The organism is Staphylococcus sp. GDY8P119P (genome assembly GCF_017892075.1).
Classification (GTDB): domain Bacteria; phylum Bacillota; class Bacilli; order Staphylococcales; family Staphylococcaceae; genus Staphylococcus; species Staphylococcus ureilyticus.
The window spans coordinates 554,870-573,446 of record NZ_JAESKJ010000006.1; the positions used below are offsets into that span (position 1 = coordinate 554,870).

Consider the following 18,577-nt stretch of genomic DNA (forward strand, 5'->3'; position numbering starts at 1 on the left):
ATGAAAACAATTGAATTGCATATCACATTACAGCCACAAGTATTAGACACACAAGGACAAGCTTTAAATCGCGCAGTACATGATTTAGGATACACACAAGTTAATGATATACGTGTTGGTAAATTACTGTACATGACAGTTGATGAAGCTACTGATGCTGCAGTTCACAATGTCGTTACAACTTTAAGCGAAAAACTTTTTGCAAACACCGTTATTGAAGAATATAGCTATAAAGTATTGGAAGAAGGGGAGAAAGCATAATGAAATTTGCAGTGCTAAAATTCCCAGGATCCAATTGTGATAGGGACATGTATAATGCAGCATTGAAATCTGGTGTAGAAGCAGAATATGTCGACTATAGAAATACATCTTTAGAAGGTTTTGACGGTGTTTTAATACCTGGTGGTTTCTCTTTTGGTGACTATTTACGTTCAGGTGCGATGGCAAGTGTTGCACCTATCACTGAAGAAGTGAAACGTTTCGCTAAAGAAGGGAAACCTGTATTAGGTGTTTGTAACGGATTTCAAATTCTTACAGAAATAGGTTTGCTGCCAGGTGCATTATTGCATAATGATTCACATTTATTTGTAAGTCGTAATGAACTACTAAAAGTAGTCAATAATCATACACCTTTCACTAATTTATATGAAGAGAATGAAAATGTAGTATATCCTGTAGCGCATGGGGAAGGTCATTACTATTGTACATCAGAAATGTATGACAGATTAGAAGAAAACAATCAAATCATTTTAAAATACAAGGATAACCCCAACGGTTCTTACAATGATATTGCAGGTATTGTAAATAAAAACGGAAATGTTTGTGGAATGATGCCGCACCCTGAACGTGCGATGGAATCTTTATTAGGTACTGATAGTGGCGTTAAGTTATTTGAAGCAATGGTTAATAGTTGGAGGGAACAAAATGTCTAAGTTTATCGAACCAAGTGTGGAAGAAATCAAATTAGAAAAACGATATAAAGATATGGGTTTATCGGAGTCAGAATACGATAAAGTATGTGAAATTTTAGGTCGTGAGCCCAATTTTACTGAAACTGGTATTTTCTCTGTCATGTGGAGTGAACATTGTTCTTATAAACATTCCAAGCCATTTTTAACTCAGTTTCCAACGTCAGGATCACATGTGTTGATGGGGCCTGGTGAAGGTGCAGGCGTCGTAGATATTGGTGACAACCAAGCAGTAGTATTTAAAGTTGAATCACATAATCATCCCTCTGCTGTTGAACCATATCAAGGTGCTGCTACTGGGGTAGGAGGCATTATAAGAGATATTGTTTCAATCGGTGCTAGACCAATAAATTTATTAAATAGTTTACGCTTTGGTGAATTGTCAGAAAAACAAAATCGTCGATTATTACGTGGTGTAGTAGCCGGTATTGGCGGTTATGGCAATTGTATTGGGATTCCAACAACTGCGGGTGAGATAGAATTTGATGATAGATATGATGGCAATCCATTGGTCAATGCAATGTGCGTAGGTATCATTGATCACGATAAAATTCAAAAAGGTACTGCTAAAGGCTCCGGTAATTCAGTTATATATGTGGGATTAAAAACAGGACGTGATGGCATTCACGGTGCTACTTTTGCATCTGAAGAACTAAGTGAAGATAGTGAAAGTAAGAGACCTTCAGTACAAATTGGTGACCCATTTGTTGGAAAAAAATTAATGGAAGCAACTTTAGAAGCAATAACATTTGATGAGCTAGTAGGTATCCAAGATATGGGGGCAGCAGGATTAACATCATCATCTTCTGAAATGGCTGCTAAAGGTGGAAGTGGTTTACATCTACAATTAGAAAAAGTTCCAACAAGAGAAAAAGGTATTTCACCTTATGAAATGATGCTTTCTGAAACTCAGGAACGCATGTTATTAGTAGTTGAAAAAGGATCTGAAGATAAATTCTTAAATTTATTTGATAAGCATGAATTAGATAGTGCTGTTATCGGTGAAGTTACAAATACAGATCGTTTTGTACTTACATATGAAGATGAAATTTTCGCTGATATACCCGTACAGCCATTGTCAGATGAAGCACCTGTTTACGTGCTTGAAGGTGAAACTCCTCAATATAATGAACCTAAAAATGAATACAGTGACATAGATGTCGAAGATGTATTTAATCGTTTACTCATTCATCCAACGATTGCTTCAAAACGTTATTTATACGAGCAGTATGATCAACAAGTTGGTGCGAATACTATTGTCAAACCGGGCTTACAATCATCAGTTGTTCGTGTTGAAGGATCAAATAAAGCAATTGCTTCTACGATAGATGGTGAAGCACGATATGTCTTTAATCATCCATACGAAGGCGGAAAGATGGTAGTAGCAGAAGCATACCGTAATTTGATTTCTGTAGGTGCTACACCTTTAGCGATGACCGATTGTTTGAATTATGGATCACCGGAGAAAAAAGAAATTTATCAACAATTAGCAGATTCTACTAAAGGTATGGCTGAAGCCTGTGAAATATTAAAGACACCAGTCGTTTCTGGCAATGTATCCTTGTATAACGAAACAAAAGAAACTTCAATATTCCCAACACCAGTCGTAGGTATGGTTGGTTTGATTGAAGAAATTGATTATTTCAATGATTTTACGCCAAAAGTGGGTGATACGCTTTATGTTGTAGGCGATACATTTAGCGATTTTGGTGGGAGTCAAATTGAGAAATTACTTTTCAGTAAGGTGAATCATGAAGTTGAAACCATTGATTTATCAAATGAAGTCAAAAGAGGAGAGTCGATTAAAAGGGCAATACGTAATGGTATAGCATCCCACGTACAAACAGTGGGTAAAGGTGGCCTGTTAATGACTTTTGCTCGTATCAGTGCACATTATCAAATGGGCTTAAATGTAACTTTAAATCTAAAAAATGAGCAATTATTCAGTGAAACGCAAGGGCGTTATGTAGTAGCAGTAAAAGGTGACCAACCTTTAGATATCGCAGATGCTATTAAAGTTGGTACATTAACAGAAGATGGAAAATTTGTAGTTTCTAACGGGGACACGTTAATTTCACGTGATGTGAAACAATTGAATGAACAGTGGGAAGGAGCAATTCCTAAATGTATGACTACAACGGATTAAACGAAGAATGTGGCGTTTTTGGTATTTGGAATCATCATGAAGCAGCACAATTGACGTATATGGGTTTACATAGCTTACAACATAGAGGTCAAGAAGGCGCAGGTATGGTGTGTTCTGATGGACAAAAACTCACTGGAGAAAGAGGGCTTGGCTTATTGACTGAAGCCATTTCAGATACACAGTTGGAATCATTTAAGTCCTATCAACATGCGATTGGTCATGTACGATATGCGACATCGGGGAATAAAGGTATAGAGAATATTCAGCCATTTTTGTACCATTTTTATGATATGAGTGTCGCAGTTTGTCATAACGGAAACCTTATAAATGCACAAAGTTTAAGAAAATCTCTTGAGCATCAAGGTTCTATTTTCCATTCTTCTTCAGATACTGAAGTAATCATGCATTTAATTCGTAAAAGTAAAGCGCCAACCTTTGAAGCAGCGTTACAGGAAAGTTTACGAAAAATAAAAGGTGGTTTTACATTTGCGTTATTAACAAAAGATGCATTATATGGTGCTGTTGATCCAAATGCAATCAGACCTTTAGTTGTAGGAAAAATGAAAACAGGTGCTTACATCATCGCAAGTGAAACTTGTGCTATAGATGTTTTAGGTGCAACGTATGTAAGAGATATCCATGCAGGTGAATATGTGGTTATCAATGATGAAGGTATTCGAGTAGAGTCTTATACGAGACATACGAATACGGCGATATCAGCTATGGAGTATATTTATTTTGCTAGACCAGATTCAACTATTGCAGGAAAAAATGTTCATGCGATTCGTAAACAATCTGGTAAACAATTAGCGTTAGAAAGTCCAGTTGAAAATGCAGATATGGTTATTGGTGTACCTAATTCTTCACTTTCAGCAGCCTCTGGTTATGCTGAACAAAGTGGTTTGCCATATGAGATGGGGTTAGTCAAAAATCAATATGTAGCGCGTACATTTATTCAACCAACTCAAGAATTAAGAGAGCAAGGTGTAAGGGTCAAATTATCGGCAGTAAAGGATATCGTACAAGGCAAAAATATCGTCTTAGTGGATGATTCTATTGTTAGAGGCACGACAAGTAAGCGTATAGTACAAATGCTAAAAGATGCTGGAGCTAATGAAGTGCATGTACGTATTGCTTCTCCTGAATTTATGTTTCCAAGCTTTTATGGTATAGACGTTTCAACTACTGCTGAACTCATATCAGCGAGCAAATCACCATCAGAAATCAGTGAACATATTGGTTCAGATTCTCTGGCCTATCTAACTGTAGCTGGTTTAATAGATTCAATTGGCCTTGATGTAGATGCTCCTTATAAAGGGTTATGTGTAGAAAGTTTTACAGGTGATTATCCTGCTGGTCTTTATGATTATGAACAAGATTATTTTGAACATTTAAGCGAACGTCAAAAAGAATATTTAGCAAATCATAAACAATACTTTGATAGAGAGGGTAATTTAAATGTCTAAAGCATACCAACAAGCAGGTGTTGATATTAGTGCAGGTTATGAAGCGGTTGAACGTATGTCAAGTCATGTTCAAAGAACAATGCGTAAAGAAGTCTTAGGTGGATTAGGCGGTTTTGGTGCTACATTCGATTTATCACAGTTAAATATGAAAGCACCATTACTCGTATCTGGAACAGATGGTGTTGGTACTAAATTAAAGTTAGCGATTGATAATGACAAACACGATACGATAGGTATTGATGCAGTAGCGATGTGTGTCAATGATATTTTAACAACTGGTGCAGAACCATTGTATTTCTTAGATTATATTGCAACACATAAAGTTGTTCCAGAAGTTATTGAACAGATTGTTAAAGGGGTTAGTGACGGTTGTGAAGCTACAAATACAGCACTGATTGGTGGCGAAACAGCTGAAATGGGTGAAATGTATCATGAAGGTGAATATGATTTAGCAGGATTCGCTGTAGGAGCTGTTGAAAAAGAAGCGTATATAGACGGTTCAGCCGTGAAACCAGGTGATGTAATAATAGGTCTTGAATCAAGTGGTATACACTCTAACGGTTACAGCTTGGTACGTAATTTAATAAAAAAATCAGGTATTAATCTACAAGACAAATTTGATCAAAACCACACATTTTTAGATATCTTTTTAGAACCAACACGACTATATGTCAAGCCTGTATTAGCTGTAAAAGAACACGTAAACATACATGCGATGACGCATATTACTGGTGGCGGATTTATTGAAAATATCCCAAGAGCATTGCCTGAGGGTGTAGGTGCAAAAATTGATGTAACTCAATTTCCAACACCAAAGATATTTGAATGGTTGCAAAAACAAGGCAATATTTCGACTAAAGAAATGTACAATGTATTTAATATGGGGATCGGTTTCACCTTAGTTGTTGATGCTAATGATGAAGCTAAAGTATTAAATACGTTACAACAAGCACAAGTAAATGCATATAGAATTGGTGAAATTGCTAAAAGTGAAGCGCCAATTCATTTGACGGGGGTATGAAAGTGACAAAAATTGCTATCTTTGCTTCAGGGTCAGGAAGTAACTTTGAAAGTATCATGTCACAAATAGAAGCAGGTCATTTGCCGAACATTGAAGTGACTGCTTTATATACGGATCAGGTTAATGCTTATTGTATTGAGCGAGCAAGAAAATATCATTTAGATGTACATATTAATGAGCTTAAAAACTTTGATTCTAAAGCAGATTATGAGCGGAAAATCATTGAATGGTTAACAACCGAAAAAGTTGAATGGATTATTTTAGCTGGTTATATGAAATTAATCGGTGAAAATATATTAAATGCCTATCAAAAACGTATCATTAATATTCATCCTTCATTATTGCCGAAATATCGTGGTAAAGACGCGATTGGTCAAGCATTAAATAGTGGTGACAAGATCACAGGCACAACAGTACATTTTGTAGATAGTGGGATGGATACAGGAGAAATTATTGAACAACGTACATGTGAAATAAAACCGGATGATACGAAAGAACAATTAGAAGAAAGAATAAAAGCAATTGAACATGAATTGTATCCAGAAGTTATTTCAAAAATTATTCAATAAGAGGTGCCAATAAACATGAAAAAGGCAATTTTAAGCGTATCTAATAAAACAGGCATTGTCCCTTTTGCACAATCACTCCAACAGTTAGGTTATGAGTTATATTCGACTGGTGGTACGATGCGAACGTTAGTCGATGAAAATATTGCAGTTAAATCTATATCAGAACTTACACATTTTGACGAAATTATGGATGGGAGAGTCAAGACATTACATCCAGCCGTTCATGGTGGTATTTTAGCTGATCGTAATAAACCAGAACATTTAGAACAATTAAAAGAACAGCAAATTGATTTAATAGACATGGTTGTTGTAAATCTATATCCATTCAAGGAGACTGTTGCCAATCCAGATGTTACAGAAAATGACGCGATTGAAAATATAGATATTGGTGGGCCTACTATGTTACGTGCAGCAGCTAAAAACTTTAAACACGTTACTACTATTGTTCATCCATCAGATTATAATGAAGTGATTGAAAAACTAAAATCAAATCAATTAGATGAATCTTATAGAAAATCATTGATGATTAAAGTATTTGAACATACGAATCAATATGATAATGCAATTGTTGATTTCTTTAAAGAAAATAAAGAAAGTTTAAGATATGGTGAAAATCCACAACAACAAGCATCATTTGTAAGAACATCTGATGCCAATCATACGTTAGGTGGCGCGAAACAGTTGCATGGTAAGCAATTGAGTTATAACAACATTAAAGATGCAGATGCGGCGTTATCTTTAGTTAAGCAATTTGAAACACCTGCTGCAGTTGCAGTTAAACATATGAATCCTTGTGGTGTAGGTATTGGAACAAATATTTATGAAGCTTATCAGCGTGCATTTGAAGCGGATAGCCAATCCATTTTTGGAGGTATCGTTGCTTTAAATAGAACCGTTGATGCTACTTTGGCTGAAACGTTGCACAGCATATTCTTGGAAGTGATTATTGCACCGAAATTTTCCGATGAAGCGTTAGCGATTTTAAATAAAAAGAAAAATATTAGATTATTAGAAATTGATATGACAATTGATAATAATGAGCAAGAAATAGTATCTGTTTCAGGTGGATATTTAATACAAGATAAAGACAATGTATTAATCAAACGTGATGATTTAAAAGTCGTTACAGAAAATGCACCTACAGAAACTCAATGGGATGCAATGTTGCTTGGTTGGAAAGTGGTTGCCTCTGTTAAAAGTAATGCGATTATCCTATGTAACGATAAACAAACAGTCGGTATTGGTGCCGGTCAAATGAATCGGGTAGGATCAGCACAAATTGCAATAGAACGTGCGATTGAAATTAATGATAATGTCGTAATGGTATCAGATGGTTTCTTCCCGATGGATGATACGGTAGAACTAGCTGCGCAACATGGTATTAAAGCGATCATTCAACCAGGGGGTTCAATTAAAGATCAAGATTCAATAGATATGGCTAATAAATATGGCATTGCAATGGTAACGACTGGCGTTAGACACTTTAAACATTAAAATATTGGAGGCAAAATTATTTATGAAAGTACTAGTCATTGGCACAGGCGGAAGAGAACATATTTTAGCACACAAGTTAAAACAATCTTCACTCGTAAATGAAATTTTTGCAATTCCAGGGAATGACGCAATGTCAGACATTGCAGATGTACATTGTGAAATAGCGGAAACGGACCACACTCAGATTGTTGAATTTGCTGTTGAGCATGATATTTCGTGGGTGATTATTGGCCCTGAACAACCACTTACAGAAGGTTTAGCAGATAAATTAAACGCAAAACAAATTAAAGTGTTTGGGCCAAACCAAGCAGCGGCTCAGATTGAGGGATCAAAATTATTCGCAAAGCAGTTAATGCAGAAATATCATATTCCTACTGCAGAATATAAAGAAATATCAAACAAATCTGATGCACTAAATTATATTGAAACATGCCAGTATCCTATCGTATTAAAGAAAGATGGTTTGGCAGCTGGTAAAGGTGTAATTATAGCTGAGAATTATGGTGAAGCTGAAGCAGCGGTTCATTCATTGTATCCACAAGAGCTTGGTACAGTTGTCTTTGAGCAATTTTTAGAAGGTGAAGAATTCTCATTGATGACATTTGTAAATGGTGATTATGCCGTGCCATTTGATTGTATTGCGCAAGATCATAAACGTGCATATGATGACGATAAAGGGCCTAACACAGGTGGTATGGGGGCGTATTGTCCTGTACCTCATATAGATAAGGAAGTACTTAACCTCACGAATGAAATCATTGCACAACCTATAGCTCAAGCAATGTATAAAGAAGGTTATGAATTTTTTGGCGTCCTTTATATTGGTGTGATTTTAACAGCAGATGGTCCGAAAGTAATAGAATTTAATGCTAGATTTGGCGACCCTGAAGCACAAGTATTACTAACGAGATTGGAAAGTGATTTAATGCAACATATCTTAGATTTAGAGGCTAAAAAGAAAATAGCATTTAAATGGAAAGATTCGTCTGTCGTTGGTGTAATGCTTGCTTCTAAAGGGTACCCTGGAAATTACGAAAAAGGTAAGACTGTTTCAGGTTTTGATTTAAATGGTAATTATTTTGTCAGTGGTTTGAAAAGAGATAAGGATAAATTTGTCACCAATGGTGGTCGTGTCATCTTAGCATTAGGAGAAGGTCATGATATTACTAGTGCTAAAGCAAATGCCTATAAAGCTGCAGAAAAAATTCAAAGCGATGGACTATTTTATCGAAAAGATATTAGTAATAAAGCAATAAAACATTTATAAATATTAAAAAAAGTCGTAATTTCTATTTAGAAGTGTATAGAAATTACGACTTTTTAAATTTTGAAACTGTATATCGTTAAAAGCTATGTGTTCACAGATCAATCTATGTAAATTGACATATAAAAAGATAAGACAAAGTGGTTTAGTTTTTGTCTTATCTTTTCTTAATTGGATAGTAATGAATTTTGGATAAAATAAGGTAATCGTTAATATATATTTTTTATACGAACATCGTTTATACCTGTAATCGGTAAGTGAAGTGCTAAGAAATAAGCAACAACCAAAATGATGATAAAAACGATGATTAATAGAAAGTCTTTATACGAGAAAGGTGTATGATAATAGTAGGTGCGCGGACCATCTTTAAAACCTTTTTTCTCCATTGCAACAGCAAGTTGATGTGCTTTTCTAATGTTTTGGCTTAAAAGTGGAATCATAAGATGTTTGATTCTACTAAATAAATTGTAATTTTGTTGAGAGATAATTTGATATCTCATTTTTAAAGACTTTCTAAGTTGAACTAAAGTGCTAATCATTAATGGCACCATTCTTATAGCAGCCATAAAAGCATAAGCAACTTTAGGCTTAACTTTTAAATGTTGCATTAGGCTGTAAAAGACCATTACAATTTCAGAAGTGAAAGCAATTAAAATACCGAAAAATGAAACAGTTGTTGTACGTAATGCTAAATGCAGCCCTCTAACTAAACTTTCAGTACTAATTTGAATAAATCCTAATTTAAATAATATATGAGTGCCTTCACCATAAAAAATCATGAATAAAGCTGAAATTAGGCTGAAAGTTATAGTAAAGAAAATAAAAGCAAATGTTATTTTAAATTTTATACCATTGAACATTAATAAAAACAGGAACATCAATAGACAAATATAAATCATAAAATCGAATTGATGTACAAATATAACAAAGAAAAACAAAAAAACAGCTAATGCTAACTTTGTAATGATATTCACATCATCCATGAAAGAGTAGTGTTTTTTCCACATTTCAAACATGATGCTCACCTGCTATCTCTAGAATTTGTTTTTGACTTACACACAATTTACGTGTTGGATAGCGTGCGATAATTTCAGGATCATGTGTAACCATAATAATTGTTTGGCCATCTCTAACGCGTTGTTGGAATAATTTAATTAAATTAAATGTATTATGACTATCTAAACCGAATGTTGGCTCATCTAATAAAATATATTCTGATGTAGAGCTTAAAGCTATAGCTACACTCAGTCTACGTTTCTGCCCGATTGACAGTTCATAAGGGTGTTGTGATTGAACATCTTCTAAATTTAACATTTTAAGCATTTGAATTGTTTTTTCTTCAGCTTCTGATATAGAAGGATAATTAGCTTTGTTTTGTATAAAAATTTCTTTGTAAACTGAATTCGCAATAAATTGAATTTCAGGATTTTGATATACAAGATACATATTTTTAGCAGCTTCTTTGATTTTAGTAAGCTTTTTGCCATCAAAAGACATTGTGCCTTCATATTTAATAAGTTGCATCATCGATTCTAATAAAGAAGTCTTGCCTGAGCCATTTGTACCGGTGATTGTAATCCATTCGCCACTAGTGATATTAAGTTTTGGTATATCGATAAGTGTCTTTTTACTTCTTTTTATAGTGCCTTGTTCAAAAAGAAATAGATGCTCATTGGCATATTGAATATTAGATTGCTGTAAATCTATAGGTAAAGGTGCTTCATCCCAAGCTTTTGGATGCCAAACGCCATATTCGGATAAAAGGTGTTCATAGTTGTTTAATATGTCAGCTGGTGAGGCATCACCAATAATAACACCATCATAGTTTAATAATATTACACGATCGATATGCTGCCATATATGTTCTACTTTATGTTCAACTATAATCACAGTTTGATTTTGCCATAACGCTTTAATCTTATTCCATAATTCTTCTGTTGATGTTACATCTAGCATCGCGGTTGGTTCATCTAGAAATAAAGTATTAGCTTGTTGTAATAATGTTTCTGCAATTGCTAATTTTTGTTTCATACCGCCACTTAAATTATTGATATATTGGTCTTTATTGACGTTTAAATCAACAGACTCGAGTGCTGATTCAATCAATGCATCCATTTTATGTCGTGGCGTTTGTAAATTTTCAAGGACAAAGGCGAGTTCCTCATATACCTTTGGCATACAGAATTGGCTATCAGGTTCTTGAAAAATAACACCACAATCTTGATCAATCTCTAATTTATCGTATTTCATTGGCAATTCAATGAGATTTGGTACGATACCACTTAAAACATTCAATAACGTGCTTTTACCTGAACCAGAGGGACCAAGTATAAGCACCTTCTCTTTATCTTTAATTTCAAGTGATAAATTGTCGAATATTTTCTTTTGTCCATTTGGATATTTAAGACGTAGATTTTCAGTGACTATCAACTTTTATGCTCCTTATAAATTGTCATAATCTTTTTGTGTTGCAGGTCTGAATAATTTGGTTACGCCAGTTTGATCTAATATTTTCACAATATAATAGGACAACAATCCAGCCACAACAATACCGCTAATCAATCTAAATACGATATAAAGTGTTAAGTTCCATCCTGCAATTTCTCCTAAATAACCATAAGCAAAATCAAGAGGAAGTGTCGCAACAGATGCTAAAAATCCTGCTAACATAGCTACTATTGCTGAACGTGATTTATATCTGAAAATAGCGAAAATAATCTCACATGCTAATCCTTGAAGTAATGCATAGACCATTGTTGGAATATCAAATCTTCCCATGACAATTGTTTCACCTGCACCAGCAGCAAATTCAGCTAAAATCGCAATACCAGCTTTTGGTATAATCAAATATGCAACAATCGCAGCCATAAACCATGCACCATATGTTAGTTCTTCAATATGAAGACCAGAAACTTGCACTGCCTTATATACTAAAGTCCAAATATTATAGACGATAGCAAACACAACAGCTATAAGTACGGTTACTAAAATTTCTGATAGTTTTAAACCTTTTGACATAAATTCTCCTCCAATAAAAAACGCACAACCATCTAGAAGTTGCGCGTTAAATATAGGCATACGGATACCGAAAAACATATCACGATACACTTTCCTACGCTAGTTTAATCTAGATCAGGTTCAAAGGGTTTGAGGGTATACCTCATCTCAGTCACTAAACACCCCTAGTGCGAATATTAAATTTAATTTTAACTATAATGTATGACTTTTAATTAGTTATGTCAAGGTGTATTAACGTTGAATTTGATATTTATGACTTCAATCACAGCACATAACATAAGGTTAAATAAAGACTTTTTGTATAGTGGATTGGGTGATGTAGCAGTGTGGTTTTGTTAATTTAAGTTTGTTTAATTCATCGTTTTTAATGAAAAAGGGAATTGTCAAGTTCAGTTACATATCACAATAAATACATGATGTAGTGTAATTTATAAGAAAGTGTTTTTAATTATTGTCCAAATATATCATTGTTAAGATGTTGTTGTGTGCTTCATCCATTTATTCATATGTGTGTCAGAGTATAGTCTCGAATCATATTTTGAGTAAGAAGTATGAAAATCAAATGACATGATATTAAATAAAGGACTAAAACCATGTAAAAGTGGTTTTAGTCCTTTAGACTAATTATGAGATTGATGTTTCAGATTTTTTAATATTAACCTTGATAGAATGAACAAAAATTAAATGCTATTGTTCTCTTTTAATTTAAATTGTAATGTTCATATAGAAATCAAGCATATTTAGTTTAATCTAAAGTATCTTGAATATTTTTTTTCGTTTCTTCAGTACTATCTTCAGCAGATTCTTTTTTATCTTTCAATTTATCTTCAGCTTCTTTTGCTTTTTCAGCTGCTTTTTTATTTAATTCTTCTTTACTCATAGTTAAACACTCCTTCAATATTCAAATGACTTATGTTTTCAATATACCACTTTATTTGGAAACTAAACCACAAAGATCTAACTGTATATTACGTTAAATTTGAAATATTTGTTTAATCGATTATGTTTGGTGGAAACTTGACTGTACAACTATTTTCTATCATACTATAGACTTATTTATTGATTTATTAAAGACAAGAACTAAATGTTAATATATAATAACTTTGAGGTGAATGGTATGTCTTTTTTAAAGAAACACGCTGAGATATTATATAGTTATATAATAGGCATCGTTTCGCTCTTCACAGGTCTCATCATTTTAATAAATTTATCTATGGTCCATGACTTAAAGGATAAAGGTAAAATTGAATTACATATTCATAATGTTTGGGATTTTATAAATGCATTTTTTGCAGAAATCATAAGAGTCATGAGTAATTATATAGGGAATTTCCCTGTTATAAGTGCAGTATTAATTATTTTATTTGGTATTGCAGTCATCTTACTCGGATTCACGCTATTAAGAACAACAAGATATGATTATGATGTTTCAATCTTCTTCTTAGTGATAGGTATACTGTTCTTCATTATAACACTTATTTTAATGACACAAGTTTATAGCTTCTTTGCTATCATTTTTATTATCCCATTTGTAGTTCATATTGGGTATATTGTATATAAAGATGAACTAAATCCAGATCACAGAAAATATCATTATTTATTAATTATTTTCAGTTATGGGATAAGTTATTTAATTACGCAAATCGTATTATATGGAAGAATAGATAGCGACGAAATTATCCCTATTGATATTTTGAGTGTAAATACATTCTTTTTAATAATGTGGTTACTAGGTCAAATGTCAATTTGGAATTTCTTGTTTTTAAGAAGGGCACTTCCTTTAACAAAACAAGAATTAGGTGAAGAAGAACCTGAATTATCTAGAACAAGCAAAGGTACAGTTACAAACCAAACGAAAGAGCATTTGAAAAGTTTACAAGATAAGACAACTGAGTTTACTCGGAAAACACGTAGAAGTGTTGATATTCAAAAATTAAGAGATAAAAAAGACAAATTTATCGAAAAATGGAAGAATATTATTGATATACAAGAGGATGATATTCCAAATTGGATGAAAATTCCAAAATGGGTTAAATCAGCTTATGTAGAAATATTTTGTGGTGTTGTATTATTATTCTTTACAATTATAGAATTTAATAATAGAAATGCTTTATTTGTTTCAGGTAATTGGGAAATTTCTCAAACACAATATGTGATTGAATGGATTACCTTATTATTACTAATGCTGATTATTATTGCTTATATATTAACGACATTAACGAACTTCTTGAGAGATAAATTCTATTATCTGCAGTTGTTTATGGTTAGTATATTATTTTTCAAATTGTTAACAGAATTTATGAATATTATGGTTCATGGCCTACTATTGTCAATTTTCATTACGCCAATATTGTTTGTGATGTTAATCGCAGTAATTGTATCATTTATTATTAAATTGCGTGAACCTTCAAAAGATTAACAAGTAAATAAATTTTTAAAGGACTGGCTATAGCTAAATGCCAGTCCTTTTTGATTCATGTTTGAAATAACACAAAAGATTTAAAACAATAATATAATGTTTGAATTGAGAAATCATTCAATTATAGATAAATGATGTTACGATATTTCTTGAGATGATAGAATAAGAAAGCATAAATTATAAAATTAGAAGAAAGGCTGACATATAATTATGAAAACTGCCGTATTAAATAAAGGTAAAGAAACGAAATATCTAAATGGATATCCATTAATCGATGATGATGACGTGTATGCGCATGACCATTTAAAAGAGGGCGATTTATTCTCGTTAGTAAATGATGAACAAACCTATATTGCAACTGCGTACGTCGGAAGGCAACATAAAGGACTTGGATGGGTATTGAGCTATGATGAAAATGAAGTGATTAATACTCAATTTTTTGAGAGACTTTTTGAAATCGCAATACAAGAAAGAGCGTATTTTTATAATATTGAAGGTACTAATGCTTTTAGAATATTTAATGGTGAAGGTGATGGTGTAGGTGGTCTAACTATTGATAATTATAACGGACACTTTTTAATACAATGGTATTCTAAAGGTATTTATAAATACCGTTATCAAATTTTAAATGCATTAAAAAATACCTTAGAATACAAATCTGTGTTTGAAAAAATGAGATTTAAAGATGCTCAAATAGCTGGAGGGTTTGTTGATGGGGAAGCACCAGAATTTCCTATTATAATCGAAGAAAATTTCACATTTTATAATGTGGATTTAAATGATGGCCCTATGACAGGTATTTTCTTGGATCAAAAAGAAGTACGAAAGAAATTAAGAGATCATTTTGCTGAGGATAGGTATTTGTTAAATGTGTTTAGTTATACTGGTGCTTTTTCAGTTGTCTCAGCAGAAAAGGCCAAAGTCACTACTAGCGTTGATTTAGCTAACAGATCACGCACATTAACAGAAGAAAATTTTGGCTTAAATGCAATTGATCCAAAGACACAATATATATTTGTAATGGATACCTTTGATTATTTTAATTACGCGCGCCGTCATGATTTACTTTATGACACAATCGTTATTGATCCACCTAGTTTTGCAAGAAATAAGAAAAAAACATTTTCAGTATTGAAAGATTACGATAAATTAATACTAGGTGCTTTGGAAGTACTTTCGCCAAATGGGACTTTATTATTGTGTACGAATAATAGTACATTTTCATTAAAAGCATTTAAAAAAATGATTAAAGATACATTGAATAATGCAGAAGTTGATTTTGAACTATCAGAGGTAATGGGATTACCAAAAGATTTTAAAACACATCCACACTATAAACCATCAAAATATTTGAAGGCTATTTTTGTAAATATACAGTAATTTCTGTGAAAGAGGGTAATATTTTTACAGTACAAGATTTTACCAAGGAGTGAATATCATGAGTTTTAAAAATAAAATAACTAATAATGTAACACAGAAAGTCGGAAATAAAGTTTTAAATATTGAAGATATAAAAAATAAAAGCGATATACCAACGACTAACATAGAATTAGATGAACGTCGTCAACGCGCTCAAGCTATAGTGAGAAAAAAATCAATGTTATCTTCAAGTGTTAGTATTGTACCAATACCAGGCCTTGACTTTGGTGTCGATATCAAGCTAATGAGAGATATTATAGAAGACGTTAATAAAATCTATGGTTTAGATCACAAACAAGTAAATTCAATGAGAGAAGATGTAAAAGAACGTATTTTTACAGCTGCTGCAATACAGGGTAGTCAATTTATAGGTAGAAAAGTATCTAATGCCATATTAAAAGTCGTTATTAGAGATGTTGCAAAACGTATGGCTGCTAAACAAACAAAATGGTTCCCACTTGTAGGGCAAGCTATTTCGGCTTCAATCAGTTATTACTTTATGAAAAAAATCGGTGATGATCATATTGAAAAATGTGAAAAGGTTGTTAAATCTTTAATGTAATGGTGGAGCGTTTTCATAAAAAGTAACAATATTCATTGAATATTGTCATATCATGGGTGCAACGAATTGAATTTATATGTATAATTTGGTAATGTTATTATATAAAACTATGCTAGGTTTTATAATAAACTAACGATTCTAACTATACGAAGGAGACATCATATTATGGAACAAAAATCATATGTAATTATTGACGAAACAGGTATTCATGCACGTCCAGCTACAATGCTTGTTCAAACTGCATCAAAATTTGATTCAGATATTCAATTAGAATATAACGGTAAAAAAGTTAACTTGAAATCAATCATGGGTGTTATGAGTTTAGGTGTAGGTAAAGATGCTGAAATTACAATCTATGCTGATGGTAGCGATGAAACAGATGCAATGGAAGCGATTACTGATATCTTATCTAAAGAAGGATTAACTAAATAATATGTCTAATTACATTAATGGCATTGCTGCTTCAGATGGTGTAGCAATTGCTAAAGCATATTTATTAGTTGAACCTGATCTTTCATACGATAGTGAGAAGATTCGAGATGTCGACGCAGAAATTGCTAAGTTTCAAAATGCTATTGAAACATCTAAAGTTGAATTAACAAAAATTAGAAATAATGCTGAAAAAAATCTTGGTGCTGATAAAGCCGCTATTTTTGATGCACATTTACTAGTCTTAGATGATCCAGAGTTAATTCAACCGATTGAAGATAAAATAAAAAATGAACAAGTTAACGCACCAACTGCGCTTTCTGATGTAACTGGACAATTCATTACTATTTTTGAAGCGATGGATAATGAATACATGAAAGAGCGCGCTGCAGATATTCGTGATGTGTCAAAACGCGTTTTAGCACATATATTGGGTGTGGAATTACCAAATCCTAGTATGATTGATGAAAGCGTTGTTATTATAGGTAATGATTTAACACCTTCTGATACTGCTCAATTAAACAAGGAATTTGTACAAGGTTTTGTTACAAATATTGGAGGTAGAACTTCTCACTCAGCAATTATGAGTCGCTCACTTGAAATTGCTGCAGTAGTAGGAACGAAATCAATAACGCAAGAAGTTAAACAAGGTGATATGATTATTGTTGATGGTTTAACTGGCGAAGTGATTATTGATCCTACAGAAGACGAAGTCATTGCATATCAAAACAAGCGTGAACGTTTCTTTGAAGATAAAAAGGAACTTCAAAAATTACGCGATGAAGAAACAACAACTGTTGATGGTGCTCATGCTGAACTCGCTGCTAATATCGGTACACCAAATGATTTGAAAGGTGTAATTGAAAATGGCGCTGAAGGTGTCGGATTATATCGTACCGAATTTTTATATATGGGTAGAGACGAAATGCCGACTGAAGATGAACAATTTGAAGCTTATAAAAAAGTACTTGAAACAATGGAAGATAAACGCGTTGTTGTTCGTACTTTAGATATTGGTGGAGATAAGGAACTCCCATATTTAAATTTACCAGAAGAAATGAATCCATTCTTAGGATACCGTGCGATTCGTTTATGTTTAGATCAACCTGACATTTTCAGACCGCAATTGCGTGCTTTATTACGTGCGTCAGCTTATGGGAAATTAAATATTATGTTCCCAATGGTAGCGACAATTAAAGAATTCCGTGATGCGAAAGCATTGTTATTAGAGGAAAAAGAAAATTTAACAAATGAAGGTATTGAAGTATCTGATGATATAGAAGTTGGTATCATGGTAGAAATTCCTTCAACTGCAGCATTAGCAGATGTTTTTGCTAAAGAAGTAGATTTCTTCAGCATCGGAACGAACGATTTAATTCAATATACAATGGCCGCGGATCGTATGTCAGAGCGAGTATCTTACTTGTATCAACCATACAATCCAGCAATTTTACGTTTAGTGCAACAAGTGATTGATGCTTCTCATAAAGAAGGCAAATGGACTGGAATGTGTGGAGAAATGGCCGGAGATGAAATTGCTATTCCATTACTATTGGGCCTAGGATTAGACGAATTCTCTATGAGTGCTACATCAATTCTTAAAGCACGTCGTCAAATTAAAGGATTAAGTAAAAATGAGATGGAAGAGTTAGCGCAAAAAGCGATTAACTGTGCTACTTCTGAAGAAGTACAAGATTTAGTAAGTAATTATACGAAATAAAAAAAGCTGGTAATTCATTATATAATGGATTACCAGTTTTTTAGTTATATTGCGATTTATTTTAATACTAAGCAGATATACA

At 33.0% G+C, this 18,577-nt stretch carries 17 protein-coding genes and 1 riboswitch; of the genes, 13 read left to right on the top strand and 4 right to left on the bottom strand.

Annotated elements, in window-relative coordinates:
- From purS to purD, 8 genes are read left to right on the top strand one after another with little or no spacing between them, the layout of a single operon-like run.
- Entirely contained in the window at window positions 1-261 is a 261-nt protein-coding gene (gene purS / locus KA830_RS06835) for a phosphoribosylformylglycinamidine synthase subunit PurS (RefSeq protein WP_019468141.1), read from the top strand.
- A complete protein-coding gene (gene purQ, locus KA830_RS06840; protein WP_046207895.1) occupies window positions 261-932 on the top strand; it encodes a phosphoribosylformylglycinamidine synthase I in 672 nt (223 codons plus the stop codon). The genes purS and purQ overlap by 1 nt, the downstream gene beginning before the upstream one ends.
- Window positions 925-3,114 carry a phosphoribosylformylglycinamidine synthase subunit PurL gene (gene purL, locus KA830_RS06845; protein ID WP_046207894.1) on the top strand — a complete coding sequence of 730 codons (2,190 nt, stop codon included), beginning with the start codon at window positions 925-927 and terminating at the stop codon, window positions 3,112-3,114. The genes purQ and purL overlap by 8 nt, the downstream gene beginning before the upstream one ends.
- Window positions 3,093-4,580: an amidophosphoribosyltransferase gene (purF, locus tag KA830_RS06850; protein WP_070038035.1), complete on the top strand. Its 1,488-nt coding sequence runs from the start codon at window positions 3,093-3,095 to the stop codon at window positions 4,578-4,580. The genes purL and purF overlap by 22 nt, the downstream gene beginning before the upstream one ends.
- Entirely contained in the window at window positions 4,573-5,601 is a 1,029-nt protein-coding gene (gene purM, locus KA830_RS06855) for a phosphoribosylformylglycinamidine cyclo-ligase (protein WP_204180102.1), read from the top strand. The genes purF and purM overlap by 8 nt, the downstream gene beginning before the upstream one ends.
- Window positions 5,602-5,603: 2 nt before the next feature.
- Complete coding sequence (gene purN, locus KA830_RS06860; RefSeq protein ID WP_046207891.1) at window positions 5,604-6,170, top strand: phosphoribosylglycinamide formyltransferase; 567 nt, start codon at window positions 5,604-5,606, stop codon at window positions 6,168-6,170.
- Window positions 6,171-6,185: 15 nt separating this feature from the next.
- Complete coding sequence (purH, locus tag KA830_RS06865) at window positions 6,186-7,664, top strand: bifunctional phosphoribosylaminoimidazolecarboxamide formyltransferase/IMP cyclohydrolase (protein WP_046207890.1); 1,479 nt, start codon at window positions 6,186-6,188, stop codon at window positions 7,662-7,664.
- A gap of 22 nt (window positions 7,665-7,686) precedes the next feature.
- On the top strand, window positions 7,687-8,931 hold the full coding sequence (gene purD, locus KA830_RS06870) for a phosphoribosylamine--glycine ligase (protein ID WP_046207889.1): 1,245 nt from the start codon (window positions 7,687-7,689) through the stop codon (window positions 8,929-8,931).
- A 206-nt stretch (window positions 8,932-9,137) separates the two neighbouring features.
- On the opposite strand, the gene KA830_RS06875 is transcribed toward purD, so the two are convergent.
- From KA830_RS06875 to graF, 4 genes are all read right to left on the bottom strand, one after another.
- A complete protein-coding gene (locus KA830_RS06875; protein ID WP_046207888.1) occupies window positions 9,138-9,944 on the bottom strand; it encodes an energy-coupling factor transporter transmembrane component T family protein in 807 nt (268 codons plus the stop codon).
- Window positions 9,937-11,358 carry an ABC transporter ATP-binding protein gene (locus tag KA830_RS06880; protein ID WP_204180101.1) on the bottom strand — a complete coding sequence of 474 codons (1,422 nt, stop codon included), beginning with the start codon at window positions 11,356-11,358 and terminating at the stop codon, window positions 9,937-9,939. Before KA830_RS06880 ends, KA830_RS06875 begins: the two co-directional genes overlap by 8 nt.
- A gap of 12 nt (window positions 11,359-11,370) precedes the next feature.
- Entirely contained in the window at window positions 11,371-11,946 is a 576-nt protein-coding gene (locus tag KA830_RS06885) for an ECF transporter S component (RefSeq protein WP_204180100.1), read from the bottom strand.
- 74 nt (window positions 11,947-12,020) lie between these two features.
- A riboswitch (TPP riboswitch) is annotated at window positions 12,021-12,122 on the bottom strand.
- 569 nt (window positions 12,123-12,691) lie between these two features.
- Entirely contained in the window at window positions 12,692-12,826 is a 135-nt protein-coding gene (graF, locus tag KA830_RS06890) for a glycopeptide resistance-associated protein GraF (RefSeq protein WP_196296357.1), read from the bottom strand.
- A gap of 237 nt (window positions 12,827-13,063) precedes the next feature.
- Here graF and auxA point away from each other — a divergent pair, with 237 nt between their 5' ends.
- The 5 genes from auxA to ptsP all read left to right on the top strand — a co-directional run bounded on the left by auxA (window position 13,064) and on the right by ptsP (window position 18,495).
- Window positions 13,064-14,365 (top strand): lipoteichoic acid stability factor AuxA, encoded by a 1,302-nt coding sequence (gene auxA, locus KA830_RS06895; RefSeq protein WP_064209110.1) that lies wholly within the window; start codon window positions 13,064-13,066, stop codon window positions 14,363-14,365.
- 210 nt (window positions 14,366-14,575) lie between these two features.
- Window positions 14,576-15,745 carry a class I SAM-dependent rRNA methyltransferase gene (locus KA830_RS06900; RefSeq protein ID WP_064209109.1) on the top strand — a complete coding sequence of 390 codons (1,170 nt, stop codon included), beginning with the start codon at window positions 14,576-14,578 and terminating at the stop codon, window positions 15,743-15,745.
- 58 nt (window positions 15,746-15,803) lie between these two features.
- Window positions 15,804-16,346 (top strand): DUF697 domain-containing protein, encoded by a 543-nt coding sequence (locus tag KA830_RS06905; protein WP_046207883.1) that lies wholly within the window; start codon window positions 15,804-15,806, stop codon window positions 16,344-16,346.
- A 165-nt stretch (window positions 16,347-16,511) separates the two neighbouring features.
- Window positions 16,512-16,778: a phosphocarrier protein HPr gene (locus tag KA830_RS06910; protein WP_019467646.1), complete on the top strand. Its 267-nt coding sequence runs from the start codon at window positions 16,512-16,514 to the stop codon at window positions 16,776-16,778.
- A gap of 1 nt (window position 16,779) precedes the next feature.
- A complete protein-coding gene (ptsP, locus tag KA830_RS06915; protein ID WP_070038019.1) occupies window positions 16,780-18,495 on the top strand; it encodes a phosphoenolpyruvate--protein phosphotransferase in 1,716 nt (571 codons plus the stop codon).
- Window positions 18,496-18,577: the final 82 nt, after the last annotated feature.